At 34.3% G+C, this 20897-nt stretch carries 19 protein-coding genes; 15 read left to right on the forward strand and 4 right to left on the reverse strand.

Annotation, left to right across the window (positions count from 1 at the left end):
- Together HHL23_RS20315 and HHL23_RS20320 are read right to left on the reverse strand one after the other, a co-directional pair.
- A complete protein-coding gene (locus tag HHL23_RS20315) occupies window positions 1–1005 on the reverse strand; it encodes a catalase family protein (protein ID WP_169236570.1) in 1005 nt (334 codons plus the stop codon).
- Window positions 1006–1293: 288 nt separating this feature from the next.
- A complete protein-coding gene (locus tag HHL23_RS20320; RefSeq protein ID WP_228464893.1) occupies window positions 1294–2130 on the reverse strand; it encodes a transposase in 837 nt (278 codons plus the stop codon).
- A 242-nt stretch (window positions 2131–2372) separates the two neighbouring features.
- Between HHL23_RS20320 and HHL23_RS20325 the strand changes: the two genes are divergently transcribed.
- The 11 genes from HHL23_RS20325 (at window position 2373) to HHL23_RS20375 (ending at window position 13944) form a co-directional block, all read left to right on the forward strand.
- A complete protein-coding gene (locus HHL23_RS20325) occupies window positions 2373–2579 on the forward strand; it encodes a helix-turn-helix transcriptional regulator (protein WP_228464895.1) in 207 nt (68 codons plus the stop codon).
- A 1-nt stretch (window position 2580) separates the two neighbouring features.
- Window positions 2581–4848, forward strand: coding sequence for an N-6 DNA methylase (locus HHL23_RS20330; protein ID WP_169236572.1), 2268 nt, complete (start codon window positions 2581–2583; stop codon window positions 4846–4848).
- On the forward strand, window positions 4848–6233 hold the full coding sequence (locus HHL23_RS20335) for a restriction endonuclease subunit S domain-containing protein (protein WP_169236573.1): 1386 nt from the start codon (window positions 4848–4850) through the stop codon (window positions 6231–6233). The genes HHL23_RS20330 and HHL23_RS20335 overlap by 1 nt, the downstream gene beginning before the upstream one ends.
- Before the next feature lie 18 nt (window positions 6234–6251).
- A complete protein-coding gene (locus HHL23_RS20340; protein ID WP_169236574.1) occupies window positions 6252–7715 on the forward strand; it encodes an AAA family ATPase in 1464 nt (487 codons plus the stop codon).
- The gene (locus HHL23_RS20345) at window positions 7699–8313 is read left to right on the forward strand and encodes a retron system putative HNH endonuclease (protein ID WP_169236575.1); all 615 of its coding nucleotides are present in this window, start codon (window positions 7699–7701) and stop codon (window positions 8311–8313) included. The genes HHL23_RS20340 and HHL23_RS20345 overlap by 17 nt, the downstream gene beginning before the upstream one ends.
- Complete coding sequence (locus tag HHL23_RS22375) at window positions 8314–9660, forward strand: restriction endonuclease FokI C-terminal domain-containing protein (protein ID WP_185194901.1); 1347 nt, start codon at window positions 8314–8316, stop codon at window positions 9658–9660.
- 248 nt (window positions 9661–9908) lie between these two features.
- Complete coding sequence (locus tag HHL23_RS20355) at window positions 9909–10343, forward strand: FKBP-type peptidyl-prolyl cis-trans isomerase (RefSeq protein WP_169236576.1); 435 nt, start codon at window positions 9909–9911, stop codon at window positions 10341–10343.
- Between the two features lie 265 nt (window positions 10344–10608).
- The gene (locus HHL23_RS20360; RefSeq protein ID WP_169236577.1) at window positions 10609–11559 is read left to right on the forward strand and encodes a hypothetical protein; all 951 of its coding nucleotides are present in this window, start codon (window positions 10609–10611) and stop codon (window positions 11557–11559) included.
- A 66-nt stretch (window positions 11560–11625) separates the two neighbouring features.
- Complete coding sequence (locus HHL23_RS20365) at window positions 11626–12036, forward strand: Rrf2 family transcriptional regulator (RefSeq protein WP_169236578.1); 411 nt, start codon at window positions 11626–11628, stop codon at window positions 12034–12036.
- A gap of 60 nt (window positions 12037–12096) precedes the next feature.
- On the forward strand, window positions 12097–12750 hold the full coding sequence (locus HHL23_RS20370) for an NAD(P)-dependent oxidoreductase (RefSeq protein ID WP_169236579.1): 654 nt from the start codon (window positions 12097–12099) through the stop codon (window positions 12748–12750).
- A gap of 18 nt (window positions 12751–12768) precedes the next feature.
- On the forward strand, window positions 12769–13944 hold the full coding sequence (locus HHL23_RS20375; RefSeq protein ID WP_169236580.1) for an MBL fold metallo-hydrolase: 1176 nt from the start codon (window positions 12769–12771) through the stop codon (window positions 13942–13944).
- A 330-nt stretch (window positions 13945–14274) separates the two neighbouring features.
- On the opposite strand, the gene HHL23_RS20380 is transcribed toward HHL23_RS20375, so the two are convergent.
- A complete protein-coding gene (locus HHL23_RS20380) occupies window positions 14275–15303 on the reverse strand; it encodes a M23 family metallopeptidase (protein WP_169236581.1) in 1029 nt (342 codons plus the stop codon).
- A gap of 225 nt (window positions 15304–15528) precedes the next feature.
- Between HHL23_RS20380 and HHL23_RS20385 the strand changes: the two genes are divergently transcribed.
- The 4 genes from HHL23_RS20385 to HHL23_RS20400 all read left to right on the forward strand — a co-directional run bounded on the left by HHL23_RS20385 (window position 15529) and on the right by HHL23_RS20400 (window position 19715).
- Window positions 15529–16569: an NAD(P)H-dependent glycerol-3-phosphate dehydrogenase gene (locus tag HHL23_RS20385; protein WP_169236582.1), complete on the forward strand. Its 1041-nt coding sequence runs from the start codon at window positions 15529–15531 to the stop codon at window positions 16567–16569.
- Between the two features lie 290 nt (window positions 16570–16859).
- Window positions 16860–18365 (forward strand): malate dehydrogenase (quinone), encoded by a 1506-nt coding sequence (gene mqo, locus HHL23_RS20390; RefSeq protein ID WP_169236583.1) that lies wholly within the window; start codon window positions 16860–16862, stop codon window positions 18363–18365.
- Window positions 18366–18443: 78 nt separating this feature from the next.
- Entirely contained in the window at window positions 18444–18845 is a 402-nt protein-coding gene (locus HHL23_RS20395; protein WP_169236584.1) for a hypothetical protein, read from the forward strand.
- A gap of 3 nt (window positions 18846–18848) precedes the next feature.
- The gene (locus HHL23_RS20400; protein ID WP_169236585.1) at window positions 18849–19715 is read left to right on the forward strand and encodes an AadS family aminoglycoside 6-adenylyltransferase; all 867 of its coding nucleotides are present in this window, start codon (window positions 18849–18851) and stop codon (window positions 19713–19715) included.
- A 2-nt stretch (window positions 19716–19717) separates the two neighbouring features.
- On the opposite strand, the gene HHL23_RS20405 is transcribed toward HHL23_RS20400, so the two are convergent.
- Window positions 19718–20641 carry a GMC oxidoreductase gene (locus tag HHL23_RS20405; RefSeq protein WP_228464897.1) on the reverse strand — a complete coding sequence of 308 codons (924 nt, stop codon included), beginning with the start codon at window positions 20639–20641 and terminating at the stop codon, window positions 19718–19720.
- Window positions 20642–20897: the final 256 nt, after the last annotated feature.

A 20897-nucleotide genomic window follows, 5' to 3' on the forward strand; every position in this document is an offset into this window, starting at 1 on the left:
TTACGTCACTCCATGCAACAGCTTATTAATTTTCCTCCTCGTCTGTACAGACACTTTATAAGCCCCATCACGCAGTTTCTGTATCTTTCCGACAGGCTGGAAAAAGATTTTGCTTTCAAATGGATTGAATGAAAGCAGTTCATTGGTACAGCCCCGTGCATCCGGAAGTTGGCCTTTATCTATTTTTACTTCCCCGATTTTAATAAAGGGTGAATTTTTCCATTCCACATTCAGTTTGTTGATGGGTTGGTCTTTAAGATTATAGCAAAACTGGATCAGAACATCTGCTATGTAATCATGATCCTGGAAATAGCTTTTCAGAGCTTCTTTCATTTTTAATTTTCTGCCGAAATTTTTGTCTACAGATTTTGGAACCAGTTTTATTTTGATCATGTAGTCACCAAGACGATAAGCTCCTACAGAATGATAATCAAAAGACAGAATAAAATCATTCCTTTTACTTAATAATTTAAAAATGTTTCTGGCAAATGAGAGGGTGAAAACAGAAGGAATTACTTTTGCAGCCTGAGCCGTCAGTGAAAAAAAACTGCTCCATTTTTTAATATAAAACCTGTTGACAGCAGTAAATAGTTTCAAAAAGTGAGAAACCGAATTGGTGGGGAATAAAGGAAAATTAACCAAAGGAAAATTCGCGATCAGTCCGCCTTTCTCGTCTTTTATTTTGACGGCAAATCCGTAAGCAGGAATATCTTTTTCTGAGTTCTTAATTTTCAGGTTCGCATTGGAAAGCCTGATGGTAAGATCAAATTTTTCGTTGTCAAAAAACGGAAGGAGGTCTTCAGGAATATTTTTGTCGATAAAAAATGTACCCTCAGCGGCAGCATAAGTTTTGGCATGAGCATTTCTGGTGGCATAGTTGACATCGCTTATGGAAGATGATTGTTCAACGAAATCTGCAATCGTCTTTTTATTGATTTCCAGAAGTTCTTTTTCCTCTTCGGTAAGCTCATCAAATTCCTTATTATATTTTAGTGGTTGTGGCATTTAGTTTTTAAATTCAATTATAACGCCAAGTTTCGGAATCTGTGTTAACATAATATTAAAATTATTTGAATTTTGAGGCAGACAGGAAGATTGGGGCGGAAGTTGTTGCTATTCTGTGATTTAGAAGAAAGGAGGGACGATGGAAGGAGGAAGATTAAGGAACTCATGGTTATCCTCTAACCGGAAGGCTTTTAAATTTATTTTTAATCTAAAGAACTCCTCGAGGCTTTGCCTCGGGTGAAAAGAGGAAAAGTTTGAAAAACAGATGGTTTTTCAAAAGAAACTTGTTTAAACTTTTATTTTTCTTAGGAACAAAATAGAAAACGCCAGATAATGTAGGCTGATCCATGTGATATTAAGTGTTTCATATCTTACCAATAAAGCCTTGAAACTATCCAGCCATGCATTTGCTTTTTCTATCTTAAACTTTCTTTTGTAAAGCTCGGGATCAAAATACTTTTCATCTTTTGTGTCTCCGTTGCGAGGATTATCTTTTATATTTCCAACAATCTCTTTCAGGTCTAGTAGGTCTCTGAATTTTTTACTGTCAAAACTTGGATCTGCATTCATAAACAATCCTTTATACTCTATATCAGCATCATTTAGAAGACCGAGAATCTCATCTAAAGTTTCTTTAATATTATATAAATCATGATGCTCACCACTTATTGGATTTCCCATTGAAAGCATTTGCCCCTGGTTATCACAAAGGAAAATACAGTTACTGGTCTTGGATGATTTTCTTCCCTGATATCCTATCGATTCTCCTCCTGTTCTGCTACGGGTATGACTTCCATCTAATTGGACGCTGGAAAGATCCAGTTTTCTTTTATTGTTCTGCAAAAGAGAAATCCAAATTCTTTTGAAAGAACCGTCTTTACACCATTTATTAAAGTAATAATAAATCAATTGCCAGCTTATTGTTTCTTTTGAAAAATATTCTTTCAGGCTTAATTCCCGCCATTGGCAACCTGTTTTCAATCGTTTAATAATGAGTTTAAATATTTTTCCTAAATCAAATCTCGTACAAAATCCTCGTTTGCCTTTGCTTAAATGAGGTAAAATCCATTTTTCCAGTTTATCTTTGCTTATGAGTTCCAGATTTTTAGTTCTTTTTTTTTGCAACTCTAAATTGCTGATTTTCTCGGAACTCTTTCTTAGCTAAAAAGTTTAAACGGGTTTATACACTAAATTTTTCAGTCGTCACTTCCTTAGACTTCTCTTTTTTTCAAAACGCTTGTCATTCGTTGTTTCTTTGTTTAAAATTTTCTTTCATACACTTGAAACAACCTATATGAAAAATAATATCATAAAAAAGACTTGCATTAATGTAAGTCTCTTTATCTTTACGCAAAATGTATATTTCTATGCAGGAAATACCTATTAATAGACTTAAAGCTGTATTGGCTGAAAAGCAAAAAACAAGTAAATGGCTTGCAAACCAATTAAATAAATCTGAAACTACCGTTTCTAGATGGTGTCGCAATGAAATTCAACCTTCGTTAGAAACGATGACTCAAATCGCACATGAATTAAAAATAGATATTAAAGAATTATTAAACTCGACAATGTAATATGGAAGTTCAAATTAAAGACAACAAAATTTATGCTCCTTTAAAAGAGAAATGGTTAGTCTTAAAGCCAGAAGAAGAAGTAAGACAAAATTATATTGTAAGATTAATTAGTTCCTATGGTTTTGAGTTAAGCCAAATGGCTCAAGAAATAAAAGTGAACAATTCACAACGTGGCCAAGGTCGTGCAATGGCAGATATTGTCATTTGGAAAAGCGAAGCGGATAAATTAGCTGACAAAAGTCCTGTAATTGTAGTGGAATGTAAAGCAGAACATATTACCATTCACGAAGAAGATTATTTCCAGGGATACAACTATGCTTCTTGGGCAGGAGCTGACTTTTTCGTTACAACAAACGAAAAAGAAACACGTATTTTCAAGGTTGTAAAAGGTTTAATTCCTAAACGACTGGAAGAAATTGTAAATATTCCTAATGCAAAAGAAATAAAGAGTGATAAGAAAATCGACGAATTATTGAAGAAAACAAAAACTTTTACTAGGGACGAATTTTCTAAACTGTTATTTAAATGTCATAACATTATTCGTAACAACGATAAATTATCTCCTGAAGCTGCTTTCGATGAAATTTCTAAAATTTTATTCATTAAGATTCGATATGAAAGAAATAATTCAGATAGCCAAATATTCTCCGAAGAACAGTTCAAGAAATTAAAAAAGGCTTATGATGAAACTAAGTCAAAAGCAAGTACTGAATTTTATCAACAATTATTTGAAAGAACGAAAGAAGATTTCAAAGACGATGATTTATTTGAACCAACTGAGATTTTAAGAATTCGTGAAAATAGCTTTGAAGCCATTGTAAAAGAACTACAAATTTACAACCTATCAACAACATCAGATGATGTAAAAGGTATTGCCTTCGAGCAATTCTTAGGACGTACATTTAGAGGAGAGTTAGGACAATTCTTTACGCCTCGTACCGTTGTAGATTTTATGGTTGATGTATTAGATCCACAAGAGGGAGAAATTATTTGTGACCCTTGTTGTGGTTCTGGTGGTTTCCTAATCAAAGCTTTTGAATATGTTAGAACTAAAATCGAAGAGGAAATTCAAGTAGCCAAAGACAAAATTAAAAAGCGATACTATACAGAAGAATACGAGACGTTATCCGAAAAGGAAAAAACGAAAATAGATGATAAGGTAACCGATCTATTTACCAAATTAAATGCAGAACTAGATATCAATAATTCTAAAAGTAGATTACGTGTATTAAGCTACGATTGTATTTTTGGTACAGATGCCAATCCGCGTATGAGCCGTACTGCCAAGATGAATATGATTATGCATGGCGATGGTCACGGTGGTGTACATCACAATGATGGCTTATTAAATGTGAATGGGATTTTCGAAAATCGTTTCGATATCATTTTAACCAATCCACCATTTGGTGCTCGTGTAGAAAAATCTTTAAAAATTACCGAAGCGGATAAATATACAAATACAGAAAGAATTGCTAAATATAAGGAACGTTATGATAAACCAAATGATCCCGCTTATACGAATGCTTTAAAACAAATAAATGATAATATTGGTAAGCCTTTACTAAATCTTTTTGATACAGGTAAAATGAGTACGCTTACTGAGGTGTTGTTTATTGAACGGTGTTTAAATTTATTAAAACCTGGTGGACGTATTGGTATCGTTTTACCAGAAGGAGTTTTAAACAATTCTAATCTTCAAAAAGTACGTGAGTATGTAGAAAGTAAAGCAAAGATTATTTTGATTATTTCTATTCCTCAAGATGTATTTATTGCGAGTGGTGCTACTGTAAAACCTAGTTTATTATTCTTTAAAAAGTTTACGGAAGATGAGCAAAAGGAATATGAAATTATTGTAAAAGAAGCAAATAAAAAGGTCAAAGTAAATTACGAAGCTCGTTTAAAACAAATTAAAGAAGCATTAACCCAAAAAGGCAAAAAAGCATTAACTGCCGAAGAGAAAAATGTACTGAAAGCAGAACAAAAAGGTATAGAAGTAAAAATAGAGACGGAAATAAAAGCTTTAATAAAAAACAATTTCAATTACCAGATCCCAATTGCTGAAGTAGAGAAAGCAGGTATTAGTACCACAGGTGCTAAAATTGAAAATGAATTAGAGCCATTGGCAGAAGAATTTAAAAAATACCGAACTGAAAATAAATTATGGAATACCTTATTAAAATATATTGATTATCAGGTAATTGAAAATAAAATTTATCGTATTCCTTTAGCAGATAATACATTGGCTGAACCTGAAATTTTTTATAACTAATGGGAGAAGTAAATAGAAAATTACATTTTATTTCATATTCAGATTTGAACAAATGGGATGCTAAATTTTACTTAACTAATGAAACAATCTTTAATCCAAAATATAAGCAAGTTTTATTTGGTGAATTTTTGAAAAAAGCATCAATTGAAAAAGTAAAAATTGAAGATGATAAATATTATAAAATTCTAGGTGTAAGGTCGTATGGTAAAGGGGTTTATTTAAATAGAGAATCCTTAGGTAAAGACCTAAAAATGAAAGAATATTTCAAGGCAAAACCTGATCACTTATTTTGGTGTAAAGTTGATACTAAAAACGGAGCATTTGGAGTAGTAAATAAGGAGTTAGCTGATGGATTTGGATCGTCTAATATGACTTTTGCTGAAATTGATACAAAAAAAATAAGTTTAGATTTTTTACAGCTATTATTTAAGTCAAAAAAAATACATTCATATTTAGATAGTTTTGTTACCGGAACTACAAATAGAAAATATATTCGTCCAGATCAATTATTAGAAGAAATATATATTCCTCTACCGACTATTACAGAACAGCAAGAAATTGTTGATTCTTATTATGCTAATATAAATGAAGCGGATAATTTAGAACTTGAAGCCAATAATTTGGATCAAGAGATTGAGAAGTATTTGTATGAAGAATTAGGAATTAGTATAGGGAATCAAATAGAGAACAAAAAAGGTTTAAATTTTGTTTATTTTAAAGATATTTTAGAATGGGGGACTGATAAAATTTTATCTAGTTCTGGATTTGAAACAAACCAATACAAATTAAAATCTTTGAGTAAATATGATTTAGTTGTTGAAGATGTTTTTCGTGGTAAGAGTCCTAAGTATGCTGAAAAATCCAATAAGTATATTTTAAATCAAAAATGCAATCGTTGGAATAAGATTGAAATAAAATATGCAAAAACTGTTATTCCCGAATGGTATGATAGTATAGAAGAAAAATTCTTCACTAAAGAAGGGGATATTATTATTAATTCAACTGGAGAAGGTACTATTGGACGATCAAGTTATGTATCTAAAGAATTTGAAGGTTTGATATATGACAGCCATATTTTGTTGTTACGTATAAATAAGAATTTATTTAATCCTGAATTATTTGTTGAATTATTTAACAGTTCTTTTGGTCAGAGCCAAGTTAATCAAATAAAATCTGCTCAGGCTACAAAACAAACAGAATTAGGTGTAAATAATTTATTAAAAATTGAAATTCCAGTTGTTGAAAATCTACAAAAACAAGATTTTATAATCGAAGAAATAAAACGATTAAGAGTATTAGCAACAGATAATTTTAATAAAATCGAATTACTAAAACACTTAGCTAACGAAGAATTTGAAAAAGTAATTTTTCAAATAATAGTATGAGTCTAAATAATATAAAGTATGAAAATAAAAAGTTTACATGTTCCTGATTATTACCTTTTGCAAGATTTTAAAATAGGGTTTAATGATAGTATTGACCTTGCTGTAATCATTGGTGATAATGGTAGTGGTAAATCATCATTATTAGAAGTTATCGCTTACATATTTGGTCACTTACATAAATACTTTGTTTTAGGTGATAAAACAGCAGAATTTATTGATGGTTATGAATTTGAATTTACTTCTCTTGTGGAAGGAATTGAATATTCTATTTATTTAAAAAGTGTATTTGTAAAACAAAAAACGAATACATTTAGACCTATTATAAGAATTAATAATAATGAAATGTCCATTATCCAAATTGAAAAAGAGTTTGGAGGATTTCAAAACTTTTTACCCTCTAGAATTGGAGTTTACTATGCTGGTGAAGCGCAATATTTAAGCAAATTAAGTGAGCATTTCGAAGAAAAGTATATAAAAGAACTAATAAAAGAGGGGAATTCATATTCATTAAGTCCTTTTAAATTGCCACAAGAACGTCCATTCTATTACATAAAGGATAGTTATTTTGGTTTTATACTATTGTCTTTAATCGTTAATAAAGAAAAATCATCTAAAATAAATGAACTTTTAAATAATCTTCTAGGTACGATTGATTATAACCAGATTGAAGTAAAAATAAAGCTTAAGAAGCCTAATCGCCCTGTTTATAAGAAAGACGTCCTATGGGGAATAGATTCTAAATTTGTTGAACAGTTTATAGAGAAGTTAAATAGTACGTCAATTAATGTTGAAGAGAATGACGACAAAACAACTTTAATTTACACATATAACGGTATTTTGGATATAAAAGATCTTTTTAAAGATTCTGAAAAAAGCGATTATGCCTTTATGGTTCTAGATACATTATTTTACAACGATCTATTGGAATCTGTAATTATAGAACTTAAAGATGATAATGGTAATATTATAAACTCTGAACGATTAAGTGAAGGTCAGCGTCAATTCCTTGTTACTTGTGGTTTAGCTGTATTATGGGAAGATATTGATAATAAACTATTCTTATATGACGAACCTGATGTTTTCTTACATCCTAAATGGCAACGCGAATATATTCCCTTTATTAAACAATATTTTAATAATTCTTTTGCAGTTTTTACAACACATAATCCAAGTATACTATCTGATGTTAATTCATCTCAAGTCTATTTGTTTAGACAAGGAAAGGTCATTGATAAAGGATTAAATACATATGGTGAAAAATTTGATCGTATATTAATAGATTATTTTGGTTTAGATGATACACGAAGTAAAAATGTATCACAACTATTTTCATCTTTATATAAATCAATCAAAGAAAAGAATTTTTCTAATGATGAATTTAAATCTGATTTTGAAAAATTGAGAAATATTGTTGGTGCTGATGATGTTGACTTTTTATTATTAAATTTAGAATTGAACAGGGCCAATGAAAAAAATAAATAAACAACAACCTTCTCAAGAATTCACGGATTTTGTAAAAAGTAAAAGACCTACAGATTGGAAAGATTGTGACGGAGAAGTAAAAAGACAAGCTAAAGAATATATTCTTTTAGAGGAACAAGATTTATTATGTGGTTATACTGAAATATATATTGATAATGAAGATTGTCATATAGATCATTATGTAAAAAGATCATTGGACAATAGGCTGTGCTTTGATTGGAAGAATTTAATTGTTGCAGTAAATGATGAGGATTTTGGAGCTAAATATAAAGATAATGGTGGAAATAATATAAAATCATTAGCTGAATATAATGATATACTTAATCCAGTTAATGATGATGGAAATGATTATTTTCAGTATTCTTTAAATGGAGAAATTAATCCAATTGAAACTCTAAATTCTAAGGGTATTGATAAATCAGATAATACTATAAAGGTTTTTAATCTAAATCACAATTCTTTAAAAACAAGAAGAGCGGATTTAAGCAAAATTATTATTGGATTAAGAAATGGTGGATTAAAAGATGATGAAATTCTAGGTTGTTTGGAAAAGTCTGGCTTCTATTCATTCACAAACTATATTTTAGAAAATTACTAAATGATACCAATAGATAAAAAACTACAAATTCAAACCATTTGGGATAATTATATCGAAGTAAATAAAACTGTTTTAGATACCAAAGGCAAAGAACTAATTAAAATTGATGATTCAAGACGTTCAGCAATTATAGAACTTCAAAAGTTTATTAATAATTTCCAAGAAGATTCAATTAATATATATGAGTTTAAAACCAATATTGATAGCTTTAACAAACGAAATAACCTTTGGGGATTTACAGCTACAAAAGGACAAATGTTTTTTAATCAGTTGGTGAAAAATAGTGAAGTTAACATTGGTCAATTAACGGATCTATTAAAAAATTGTATTAATCAGCCTATTAATTTAGAGGATACCTTATCAAAAATCACTAAACTGGAAAAGTATTGTACAGAAATATACAGTAAAGCTAAAGATAAGCGTAAAGTCCCAAATCCGGGTTCTGTATCCTATTTCTTATCTTACTTTTGGCAAATTCAAAATGCTGAAAAATGGCCCATTTTATATACGTCATTAATCAATGCGTATACAGAATTAGAGATTTGGGAAGAAACAAACTCACAAGTAAAAGCGTATCAATATTTCTTTAATTTAAATGAAGAGATCAAAAATATACTTTCAGATTACACAGGCGTAAAAAAAACAAATTGGGATGCTGAACATGCGTTTTGGAACTTTAAAGGAAATCCAAATAAACCCAATGAAAGTGTCCCTAAAAAAGAAACAAAACCTGTTATAGAAATTGAAGTAGAGAAAGAAAAGACAATTACTGTGAATGCATCTTTTGAGTTATTGGATTATTTAATTCCTAAAGTAGCCAAACTTATAGAATTAGGACAAGATACAGAGAAATCATCTTCATTGAAGGGAAGTGCTTACGAAAAATTAGTTGCTGAAATTTTTAAGCAATTAGATTTTGAAGTAGAAATTTTAGGTCAAGGAAGCGGCAGAAATCCAGATGCAATTTTAAGGCATCGTGAAGAAAATACAGCATTTATTGTTGATGCAAAAGCATATTCGAATGGTTATAGCCTAGGAATTGATGATAGAGCAATCAAAGAATACATCAATCATTATTGTCCTAGATTGCAGAAAGAGGGGTATAAAAAAATTGGTTTTATCATTGTAAGCAATTCTTTTAAATCAAACTTTGATAGCTTCATGAATGAAATAACTTGGAATACAGATATAAAAAGATTCATTTTGCTTACATCTGAAGCCTTGCTGTATCTTTTAGCCTATAAAACAAAAGATCGTATTCAGTCTTCAACTATTATTGAAACTTTAGTTAGTTTAGGTAATCCTATTGAATCTAAAAATATTATTCAAGAGTTTGATGATGTTTAAAGTGAATAAAATTGAGGTAGTAAAATTATTTTAGCCACCTTTTTGACCATCCTAAAAAATAAAAACCTCTAATAATCAAATGATTTAAAAGGTTTTTAATACCCAGGACCGGGGTAGTTTATTTATCCATTATCCATTATCCATTGCCCCTTAAACTCGTACCCTACCACCCACCACCATAACTCCCATCCTCCGACTTCCCTCTTCCATTCTCTACAAAACCCCTATCTTTGTAAAAAATATCAACAATGGGAGTAGCAGATATGTTATTTAAAAAGAAAAAAGAACTGGCAGAAAAGAACCTTAACGACGGTAAGGAATATATGATGGAATATGGTAAAAGAGAAAGTGTTGTACAATTGCCAAGCGGTTTACAGTACGAAATCATTACCGAAGGCGATGGCGCAAAACCAGGTCCTAAATCCACAGTAAAATGCCATTACCACGGAACGACAATCACCGGAAAAGTATTCGACAGCTCTGTAAAAAGAGGAACTCCTGCATCTTTCCCTTTAAACAAGGTAATCAAAGGATGGACAGAAGCCCTTCAGTTAATGCCTGTTGGAAGTAAATGGAGACTCATCCTTCCTCCGCATTTAGCATACGGAGATCAGCAGATCAGCAAAGAAATCGGACCTAATTCTACGCTTGTTTTTGAAGTGGAATTATTGGATATCAAATAATCCTGCTTAAAAATAGCTTAAAAAATTTACCCGGATTCGGGTAAATTTTTTTATTTGTATTATATTCGTGTGGGTCAATTTCAAAGAACAAATATTGTTAAAGTTTTTTTTAATGGATGTGGGAGCCAAAAAACATTATACAAAATATGCAGATTTAAATTTTATCGGAGATAAAATCCTTGCGCCTTAAAAGAGTAAACCATTAAATCTCTTGCGCCTTTGCGATTACCCAACAGTATTACCCAAAGCAAAAAATATAAACTGAATGAAAAAACTCTTTTACCTTTTAGCTATATTTAGCTTGTTGACTTCCTGTGTTTCCAAAAAGAACCAGGTCATCAGGCAGAATATCCTTACTTTAAAAGACAGCTACTGTAAGGCGCCTTTTAAGTATAACTACAGCAACAGAGTTCCATCATATAATTCTGATTCTATTTTAGCAGCCAATAAAGAGCTGAAGGAACTATTTTCTGATCAGAGTATTCTTATTCTGAATGCTTTGGATAATCTCGATGAAGTTCATAAGATCATTGACCTGAAAAAAGATTCTTCCATAACCGCTCAGGTTAAAGTCTTACAGCTTAAAAGTAAAATCAACAGTAAAATCACCATTGCGCTTACAGAACTGGATGCAGTGGCTGCAGAATTCGATTGTGAAGGCGAAAGGGTAGCACAGATCGGGAATTATGTGGATAACCTTAATGATTCCAGAAATAATAAAATGATCCTCTATTCTATTGTGACAGGAGCAGCCGCTTCTATCGCAGGTGGGATTGTTTCAGATGGGGGATGGAGTAATGCGATTGATATTGGTGGGGGTGTTGTAGGAGCCGGTTTTGGTCTTGCCACTCTTAATCCGAAAGGAAAAAAGGTAGAATTTATCCACCACAGAAATCTTCTGAGAGATATCTGGAAAGAAAAGCTGGAGTCCCCGAATTTTCCGCCATTCATTTGGTATATGTATACGGAGAAGACATTTTCCAATAAAGAAACTCATTCTATTATTGGCAATATGAAGGAAAGGTGGCTTCATTATCAGTTTGATGACAGTAAGATAGAAGCCGACCAGTCTGTCATCTTTAGTGATGGAGGGTTTTACAGAGCAGATGATCTTCATAACCGCGCAGCAATGCTTAATCAAATGCAGTCGGCAACACGAACAATTAACCAAAATATCAATTATCTGCTGCTGGATCTGGATAAATTAATCCTTTAAGAAAAATTTAACTGTAATAAAATTTGTTACATTTAAAAATTTGTCTATCTTTGCCCTGTAATTACAATGAACAATACAAGATTTGCTACGGCAATACATATCATGACCTTATTGGCAAAAAGTCCTCAGGAGTGGCTCACTTCTGAATGGATGGCGGGCAGCATCAACGTAAATCCGGTGATTGTCCGTAAGGAGATCAGCGTACTGAGAGAAGCAGGTCTTATTGCCAGCAGACAGGGGAAGGATGGTGGAAGCCAGCTTGCTAAGAGTGTAGATCAGATTAGTATTTCAGAGATCTACAGAGCGGTAAAGAATACCGAAGTTTTAGGGAAAAAAAATCAGAATCCTAATCCGGCATGTAGTGTAGGTAAAGAAATCAATAATCATTTAAATACATTATTTGAAGAAACAGATCAATTGGTTACTCAGTTTTTAGGAGATAAATCCCTGAAGGAATTTTCGGAGCAGTTCGAATAAAATTTTTTTAACCATAAATGTAACAAGTTTTATTACAATTTAATTTTAAAATAAAATATTATGAAAAAAGTATCAGTAATCGGTGCAACCGGTTTTGTAGGAAAAAAAGTAGTCAATGAATTAGCAGAAAGAGGATATGCTGTAGAAGCTTTGGTAAGAGATGCTTCTAAGGTAGAATCACAAGAAAATGTAACAGCAAAAAGTGTTGACGTAAATAACACAGAAGAACTTGCAGAAGCTTTGAAGGGGAGTGATGCAGTAATCAGTGCATTCAACGCAGGCTGGACAAATCCAAATCTTTACAATGATTTCCTGAACGGTTCCATTAATATTGAAAAAGCAGTAGAAAAGTCAGGCGTAAAAAGATTAATCGTAGTAGGAGGGGCAGGAAGCCTTTATACTCCGGACAACGTACAGATTGTAGATACTCCGGATTTCCCTGAAGCTTACAAACCAGGTGCAACCGCAGCAAGAGATTATTTAAATAAGATCAAAGAAAACAGTACGCTGGACTGGACATTCTTCAGCCCTGCTATTGAAATGAACCAGGCGAATGTAGGAGAAAGAACAGGTAAATACAGAACCTCTTTGGAAACTCCGGTTGTTGATGAGAACGGAAGAAGCCGTCTTTCTGTAGAAGATGTAGCAGCCGTGTTAGTAGACGAACTGGAACAGAACAACCATATCCGTGAGCGTTTTACAGCAGCATACTAATTCATAAAAAAATAGACAATGTTAAAAAAGAAATTATTATCACTATTGACACTGCTTGGGTTTGTAAGTATAATGCTGGCAGGAAATTTAAAGATTAAAGTTTACAATCCTGGCCCTAAAGCTATTTTTCCTATTACGTCCACCATTATTTATGGCGATAAAGACGCGGTGCTTATCGATGCCCAATTTCAAAAGCAGTATGCAGAACAATTGGTAAAAGAGATTAAGGCAACGGGAAAAAATCTGAAAACAGTTTTTATTTCCCACAGCGACCCTGACTTTTATTTTGGTTTAGATGTCATTAAAAAAGCATTTCCCAATGCAAAGATTATTTCAACAGCTCAGACTGCTTACCTGATATCCGCTTCAAAAGATGATAAAATGGCGGTATGGAAACCACAGCTGAAAGAAGATGCTCCTTCAGAGATCATTATTCCGGAAGCTGCAAATGCAATTCCTGATTTAGAAGGAAACAAGATTGAGATAAAACAAAATGCTGAAGATCCTGCTCACAGTTTTGTATGGATTCCATCTTTAAAAACAGTGGCCGGCGGTATTTCTGTTTCTGTAGATTCCCATATCTGGATGGCAGATACTCAGAATATGAAGGCGATTGATCAGTGGATCGGACAGATTAATGCGATGAAAGCATTACAACCTCAACAGGTCGTTCCTTCTCATTTCGCAAAATTGCCCCTATCTCCTCAATCTCTTGATTTCGTTAAAAACTATCTTGAAAACTATAAAAAAGCAGTAACTGAAAACAAAACATCTTCCGGTGTTGTAGATTTTATGGTTAAAAAATATCCTGATCTTCATGGAAAAGATGAACTGGAAATGGGAGCGAAAGTTTTCTTTGGAGAAATCGACTGGGATCTGAGATCACCTTATCCGGCCATAGGAAACAAAGTAGAAGCCGATTTCGGAACGTTTAAATTCCTCCTGAATTTCAAGGACAATAAAGAAATGTCTTTCACAGGAATTTCCGGAAACGTAAAAGGAAATACAGATACCGTACAGTACACCGCTGTAGAAGTGGCAAAGAATGTCTTTATGGTATACTGGCATGAACCAAAACTAGGTTCCAACATCACTCATGTTCAGGATTATAACAAAAATATAATTTATACTAATATTGCAGAACCTAACGGGTCATTCACTCACCTGAAAGGAACTCTTAAAATTCTGAAATAATAGACTTAATAAAAAACTGCCGTCACATGATGGCAGTTTTTGGGTGAATCAATCTTCCACAGATCATTAAGGGTACACAAATTTTTAAACTGAACCATTAAGAGTATTGAAGGGATTAAGCTTTGTTAAGAAAATCAGATAGACTTTTAAGCAGCTTATCTTAAAGCGAAGCTCATCTTAATCTTCTTAAAAACTTAATAGGATCTTGATGGTTTAAAATTCAAATTAAGAGTTTCTTTATAAAATCTTCCACAGATTTTTTCAGATGACAAAGAATATCTTTTGAACCGTGTTGAATAAAAAATGGCCGTCAAACAGACAGCCATTTTTTTATAGATTCATAAACAGTTTCGGATTCACCGGTGTGTTGTTTTTATGGACTTCGTAATGTAGATGCGGTCCTGTTGAACGTCCGGAATTTCCGGATTTAGCGATAACCTGTCCTACTTTTACTTTCTCATTGACTTTAGAAATCAGCTGAGATAAGTGACCGTAAAGCGTAGCCAATCCGTTTCCGTGAGAAACGATGACACAGTTTCCGTAACCGCCTTTTTGACCGGAGAAAATAACTGTTCCTGCAGCAGCAGCTCTCACGTCTGAACCGAAAGCCACGGCAATGTCCAGTCCTTTATGGAATTGTATCTGGTCCGCTTCAGCAGGTGGATTGTTCTTTTCTACAGGCGCTTTAGCTGAAGAATTGCCGGCAACCGCTTTAGTTGAAGCAGCAGCAGGTGATGGGGCCGGAGCAGAAGGTGCTGCTTTAGGTGTTACCATTACTTTTACTTCTCTTTTATTCCCGTAACTGTCTGTTAATTCGATGATTTTTTCTACAGGTTCCACTTTTACTTCCGGTTTAGGAGCTGTAGCAGCCACAGGTTTAGATTCTGTTGCACTTGATTTCACAGAAGCAAATACGGTTTTAAAAGGAATTGGATTTTTTCTGATGCCGAAATTAGAGGAAATGTATCCGTCGGTAGGCATTCCAAGTGGAACTTCCATCAGCTTTTTTTGAAGATTCATCAGATACTGGCTGTAGCGGTTGGCTTGTTTGGCCAGATATACAGAATTTGAGATACTGTCCTTACTGAGGATCATCAGCTTTTGATCACTGATGTTTTTGGATTTCAGAAATGAATTAAGCTCAGCCACAGTCTGATCTACCATAGTAAGATCTGTTTTCATTTTTAAATAATCTACACTGTCTTTTTCAGTGTTTATTTTAACGAGGTTCACTTCATACATCTTGTCATCCTTTTTAGAAAATAACTTGGCGATAAAGATGGCCTGTGCAAAAACTACCAGCAAAAGTCCTCCGAGGAGAATATTCACATTCTTCTTGCTGTTTAGAAATTTCTTCATATTTCTTCTCTTAGTATATTACAAAACGGTTTAAGCATGCAAATTTAATTAAAAATACTCTTTGGAAGATATTTTTAAAGAAAACTTAGTTTTTTCTGTATTTAACGTCTAATTAGATATTTAATTGTGTTGATGTGTTAATTTTTTCAGAAACTAGCTTTTATCATAGCCCTAAAGTCCCTGTTCCGTCTTTGTTTTAATATATTTGCAGTTCACATTTCAATTATGGCTAAAAAGAAAATAATTTCAGAATCTTCACATCCGAAAAAGATTAAAAATGAAGTTTCTGTAGGGGTAGTAGGCAGTGGAAGTTTTGCAACTGCTATCGTAAAAATGCTTGTTGAAAACTGTAAAGTGGTACACTGGTGTGTAAGAAGTGAATTCGTAAAAGGAGCTATTGAGCTTCGCGGACACAACCCGTCTTACCTTACGGCAGTTAATTTTAATCTTAAAAATCTGAAACTTACAACAGATATTAATGAGCTGGTGAGTGCCTGCGATGTCATCGTACTGGCAACGCCCTCCATTTATCTTTCGGATATGATGGATAAAATGACCTGTGAATATGGTGACAAGATCTTTGTTTCCGCGATTAAAGGAATTATTCCTAAAGTAAATGATGTGGTAGCGCATTATTTAAGGGATGAATTCAAAATTGGTTTCAGAAACCAGGCCGTTATTGCAGGACCATGTCATGCAGAAGAAGTAGCGATGGAAAGACTTTCTTACCTTACCGTTGCAGCAGTAGAGGACGAAACAGCAGATAAGCTGACCGGAATTTTCAGTTCAGATTTTATCAAAGTACATTCCAGTAAGGATATCTTAGGAAATGAGTACAGCGCGATCCTTAAAAATATTTTTGCCATCGGGGCCGGAATAGCAAGCGGATTGGGGTATGGAGATAACTTCACTGCTGTTTTCGTTTCCAATGCGATCCGTGAGATGGAAATCTTCCTGGAAGCCATATACGAAGCCCCAAGAGACGTTAATGAAAGTGCTTATCTGGGTGACCTTCTGGTAACAGCATACTCACTTTTCTCAAGAAACCGCAGTTTAGGAAATCTTATTGGAAAAGGATATACCGTAAAATCAGCGATCCAGTCGATGAACATGGTAGCAGAAGGGTATTATGCAGCAGATTCCATCTATAAAACAGCTAAACAGAAAAATCTTAAACTGCCCATCATAGATACGGTCTACGCAATCCTTTATGAAGGCAAAAATGCAGAAAAGCAATTTAAAAAACTGACTGCAAAATTAAATTAAAGAAGAATCTAAGCATTTAGCTTATTAAGCCTTGTTTAATGATTATAAAAATAGAAACTTAAGTCTTTCGGGGCTTAAGTTTTTTATTTCAAGGCAATCAATAGATTCTTTTATGAAGAAGAAATCTTATCTTTCGATCACTTCTTTCGATAGGAAAGGATCGACAGTATCCATAGAATTTTTTTGCCTGTTCCGAAACTGCTTTCATCATAAAAATTAACGTGTTAAAATCGTTAAACGAGACCTTACTTATAAAACTTTTCACGAAATTTGATGTAAAATTTAGAATTATGCCACACTCGCTTACAAGCAGAACACCGAAACCAAAATATGACGTTGTACTGATAGGCGGCGGAATCATGAGCGCCACTTTAGCAACACTGCTTCACGAATTTGATCCCAATCTTGAAATTGCCATATTCGAAAGGCTTGGCAGGTTTGCGAAGGAAAGTACTGCAGCATGGAACAATGCAGGAACGGGGCATTCAGCTTTTTGTGAACTTAATTATACTCCTGAAAAACCGGATGGAACGGTTGAGATCACTAAAGCAGAAAGTATTGCAGAGCAGTTTGAGATGTCAAAACAATTTTGGGCTTATCTGGTGACCAAAGGATATGTTCAGGATCCTAAAGAATTTATCAATTCATGTCCGCATATGAGTCTTGTATTTGGTGAAAAAGATGCTGAATATCTTAGGAAACGTCATGAAAAGATGTCAGAATCCGTTCTGTTCTCGGGTATGGAATATTCTGCAGATCATGAACAGCTTAGAGAATGGCTTCCTTTGGTGATGAGCAAAAGAAATCAGTCTGAAGTGATGGCGGCTACCAAAATGGATATGGGTACCGATGTCAACTTTGGAACGTTAACCAGAAAAATGGGAAGACACCTGCTGGAAGATTCTAATGTTGAGGTATTCCTATACCACGAAGTAAAAGATGTTGATCTGAGAGAAGACGGAAAGTGGGAGATGAAAGTAAAAGACAGAATCCACAATCACAAACAGGAAGTCGTTGCTGATTTTGTATTTATCGGTGCCGGTGGTTATGCGCTTCCTCTGTTGGACAGTTCAGATATTAAAGAAAGTGAAGGGTACGGAGGCTTCCCTGTTTCCGGGCAGTGGCTGGTAAGTCATACTCAGGAACTGGTTGAAAAACATCACGCCAAAGTATATACTCAGGCTACGGTAGATGCTCCACCAATGTCTGTGCCCCACCTGGACCTTAGAATTATTGACGGTAAAAAAGCTCTTCTTTTCGGACCTTTTGCTGGATTTTCCACGAAATTTCTGAAAGAAGGAAGCTATTTGGATCTGCCTGAAAGCGTTAATACTAAAAATTTAAGATCATTATTTGGAGCATGGTGGCACAACCTGCCTCTCACTAAATACCTTATTCAGCAGGTAGCGATGACGAAATCCCAGAGAATGCAGCACCTGAGAGAATTCATCAAAGATGCCAATGAAGAGGACTGGGAACTGAAAGTAGCCGGACAGAGAGTACAGATTATCAAGAAAGATGAAAAAGACGGGGGAAAACTGGAATTCGGAACCGAAGTGGTAGTGAATAAAAGTGGAACCATTGCTTCATTGCTAGGCGCTTCTCCGGGAGCATCCACAGCAGTGTATGCCATGCTGAATGTGCTTGAAAAATGTTTCCCTGAAAAACTACAGGGAGAGTGGAAAGACAAATTGTTGGAAATGGTGCCTTCTTATGGACAAAAACTAGCTCACAATCCGGAGCTCACTGAAAAAGTAAGAAACTATACCAAAGACAAATTAGAATTAGAATATTAAAAAAGTGAATGGTGAATAGTCAATTATAAATTCTAAAAAATTGACTATTCACGATTGACTATTGACATTATATAAAAGGTGGAAGAAATACTCGTAAAACCCATTATCGCCAAAGAACTCCTGGAATCTCTTCAGACCAAAATTGAAGAGGAGAAGCAGGTCATTGTACACTGCTGTTTTCCGGCATCGCCATTTTTAGGAAATCTGATCAGGATATGGAATTCTACCTATCTTATTGACAATCAGTCTGAACATAAAAGTAAGCTTATTCATGCTGAGAATATTACGATTTACCCCAATTGGACACCCGTCCCGTTTATGCGGGATTTCTGGTTTACCTTAGTGTTTTCCGGATTGCCCAGAGACTGTAAAAGTTTTAATCTGCAAGAAGTGATTCCCGAAGAAGGCGGATTCTTCGTGGAGTCTATCAAAAGAAATTCTCTGGATGTCTACCGGGTGAAAATTTCAGAATCTTATTAAACAATGAAAGCGCGGGAGGAAAAGCTGAAACAGATCATCAGTTGGGCAGAAAAGAATTCTGACATTCGCGTTGTACTGCTTACCAGTTCGCTGGTGAATCCTTACGCACCTGTAGATGATTTCAGTGACCTTGATATAGAGCTGGTCTTTGAAAACCAGAAGGAGTACCAGACTGATAAGACATGGATATCTCTTTTTGGAGAGCCTGTTTCTATGGTAGAAGAAGATGATACTTATTTTGATGGAAAGCACACCATGAAAATGGTCTTGTACACCGATCATGTGAAAGTTGATTTTAAGCTTTATCAAAAATCAGAATTTGTAAAAGAGGTTCAGGAAGAAACACTTCCCGACGATTGGGATGTTGGTTATAAGGTTTTGGTTGATAAAGATCATTTGACTAAAGATGTAAAGCCGCCAACGTATCAGTCGATCATGATTCAACAACCGACTGAACAGCAGTTTCAGCAATTGATGAACGATTTCTGGTGGGATACGACCTATGTGGCCAAATGCCTTAATCGTGAAGATCTGTTTTATGCTAAATTCATGTCTGAAAATGTGATACGGACAGATTATCTCGTCCCTCTGATCGAATGGTATATTGCCAGTTTTCACGACTGGAAAAATATCACCACCAATAAACATGGCCGTCTTTTCAAAAAATACCTGTCTGCAGAACTCTGGACGCAGGTAGAAGCTACGTTCTCAGGAAGTAATATTGAGGATAACTGGCGTGCTTTACATGCCTCTGCAGATCTGGTGCATGAACTTGGAACTGTTTTAGCAGAGAAACTTAATTTTGAATATCCTCAGAGGCATGAAGACGATATAAGAAACTACTTAGATGAGGTGCAATCCATGCTATGATTTTAAGCAAATTCATTCTGCCTGATCAGATTTTCAATACAGTATTCTGCAATGGCGGTAATCGTTACAAAGGGATTAACACCAATCGTTCCCGGAATTAAAGAGCCATCTAAAACATACAGATTCTCGTGATCGTTTACCTTTCCATATGCATTGGTCGCTTTACCCAGTACACAGCCACCCAGCGGATGATAGCAGACATCTGCCCCGAAACCATTATTAAATAAAAAATGGCTTCTCGTCCCGCCATTGGCCCGATTCATCTTTTTTATAAAATAGTCAGCATTCTCCCTCATTTTAGCCGTATTACTCTGATCCCAGTCTAAATTCAGTTTTTTGGTGTTCACATCATAAGAAACTTCTCCTTTTTTATCCACTCTATTGATCAGCAGATATAGAGCCGTCGCCACATCCATTCCCATCGGGAGGGGAGCGATCTCTGTGAAAAAAGGATGTTCCTTGTCGTCCCAGTTATCAATTCCTCCCACAGGAATCGTAGACTGCTTGGCCCCAGTTCCTCCTGACAAAGGTTTTACCCAGTTTCTGCCCGTCATAAAATTGCCATTATTGCCCCAGTTTTTTCCAATTTGTTCGTGAATCGGAAGGTTAGTGACGGCATGAGACTGTAGCAAAAGTTTCAAAGTTCCCATGGTTCCGGCTGCAAGGATCAGTTTTTTACAGTTGAATATCTTATCAGAAACGACAACTCCGGAAGTGTCGGTTTGCTGAACATTTAAAGTATAGGTTTTATCATCATTAAGCTTAATATTTTCAACACAATGCAGATCCAGAATTTCAAGATTTCCGGTTTCCAAAGCTTTTTTAAGGTAAGTCTTATCCAGACTGTTCTTACCATGGTTATTTCCGTAAATCACTTCCGTATTGAAAGCAGAACGGGGAACTTCATTTTTATATTCCTTTTCCATATATTGAAAGTCATAGACATTCGGAACCCGGATGGTTTTAAAACCAGCCTTATGAGCTTCCTCTTCACCAACACGCGTAAATTGATAATAAGGACAGTCTTTTAAAAACTGCTCACCAATAACATTTACTTTTAATCTAAAGAATTCCTCGAGGCTCTGCCTCGGGGTGAAAAGAGGAAAAGTTTGAAAAACGGATGGTTTTTCAAAAGAATAAAAAGATGTAGCTTTGATTTATGGACGATCATATTTTGAAAAG

The organism is Chryseobacterium antibioticum, assembly GCF_012927325.1.
Classification (GTDB): Bacteria; Bacteroidota; Bacteroidia; order Flavobacteriales; family Weeksellaceae; genus Chryseobacterium; species Chryseobacterium antibioticum.